General features: G+C 42.3%; 1 protein-coding gene. It reads right to left on the minus strand.

Going from position 1 to position 1,155, the window contains the following annotated elements:
* Nucleotides 1-7: 7 nt before the first annotated feature.
* Complete coding sequence (locus VQ048_RS12200; RefSeq protein WP_005794072.1) at nucleotides 8-988, minus strand: IS30-like element IS4351 family transposase; 981 nt, start codon at nucleotides 986-988, stop codon at nucleotides 8-10.
* Nucleotides 989-1,155: the final 167 nt, after the last annotated feature.

Raw genomic sequence — 1,155 nt, forward strand, 5'->3', positions numbered from 1 at the left:
GCTGAATTCAACTTGCAAATGCAACAGAATTCTGATTAATAATTTGTTTAAATTTTTCGTTTGGCGTGAGGTATCCAAGTCTTTTACGAGGTCGATTATTGAGTTTATTTTCAATCCACTTAATCTGTTTGTTGGTTACTTCACTAAAGTCCTTACCCTTTGGGATATACTGCCTGATAAGCCCGTTGGTGTTTTCATTGGCACCACGTTCCCATGAGTGGTATGGTTTGCAAAAATAGAATTTTATTTCCAATTTTTGCGCAATTTCCTCGTGCTTTGCAAACTCCTTTCCATTGTCAGCCGTAATTGTGTGTATTAAGTTTTTCACTTTCCGCAGTGCCCATACTGCAATCTTAGCTACCGGGATGGCTTCTTTTCCCGACAACTTGCGTATCCAGACCCTGCTTGTTGCTCTGTCGTTAATGGTAAGAATGGCACCTTTGTGGTTCTTACCAATAATTGTATCTATCTCTAAATCACCAAATCTCTCCTTCAGTTCCACTATCTCGGGACGCTCATCAATATCCACCCTGCCTGGGATAAATCCTCGCCCTGCATTTTTAGAACCACGTTTGGCATACCTGCGACCTTGTCTGCGAAGATATTTGTGCAGTTTGCCACCCCGCCGCTTATCCTCCCAAATCCAGCGATATATCGTTTCGTGAGATACCATCGCAATTCCCTCCAAGCGGCTCCTGCCGACAATCTGCTCCGGGCTGAATCCTTTCTTCAACAGCTTTATTATCCGTTTTCTCATTGCCGGTGTAAGCACTTCCTTGCGATGTTTTTGCTGCTTGCGCCTGTCTGCTTTTCGCTGGGCAAGCTCCATGCTATAGCTACCACTTCGGGCGTCGCAATTGCGCTTTATCTCCCTGTAAACAGTGCTTTTATCTACTCCGATAGCTTCCGCTATTGCTTTTTTGCTCATCGGTATTTGCAACATCATAGAAATTGCATACCTTTGTTCCTCGGTTATATGTTTGCTCATCTGCAACTTTTTTTTCTTTGGACGGACAATTAAAGCAAAGATAGCAAACTTTATCCATTCAGAGTGAGAGAAAGGGGGACATTGTCTCTCTTTCCTCTCTGAAAAATAAATGTTTTTATTGCTTATTATCCGCACCCAAAAAGTTGCATTTATAAGTTGAATTCAAG

It is taken from the genome of Bergeyella anatis (genome assembly GCF_036016955.1).
Classification (GTDB): domain Bacteria; phylum Bacteroidota; class Bacteroidia; order Flavobacteriales; family Weeksellaceae; genus JAYWXI01.

Coding starts and splice junctions, on each gene's coding strand:
- VQ048_RS12200 (WP_005794072.1), bottom strand. CDS start 988: ATGAGCAAACATATAACCGAGGAACAAAGGTATGCAATTTCTATGATG.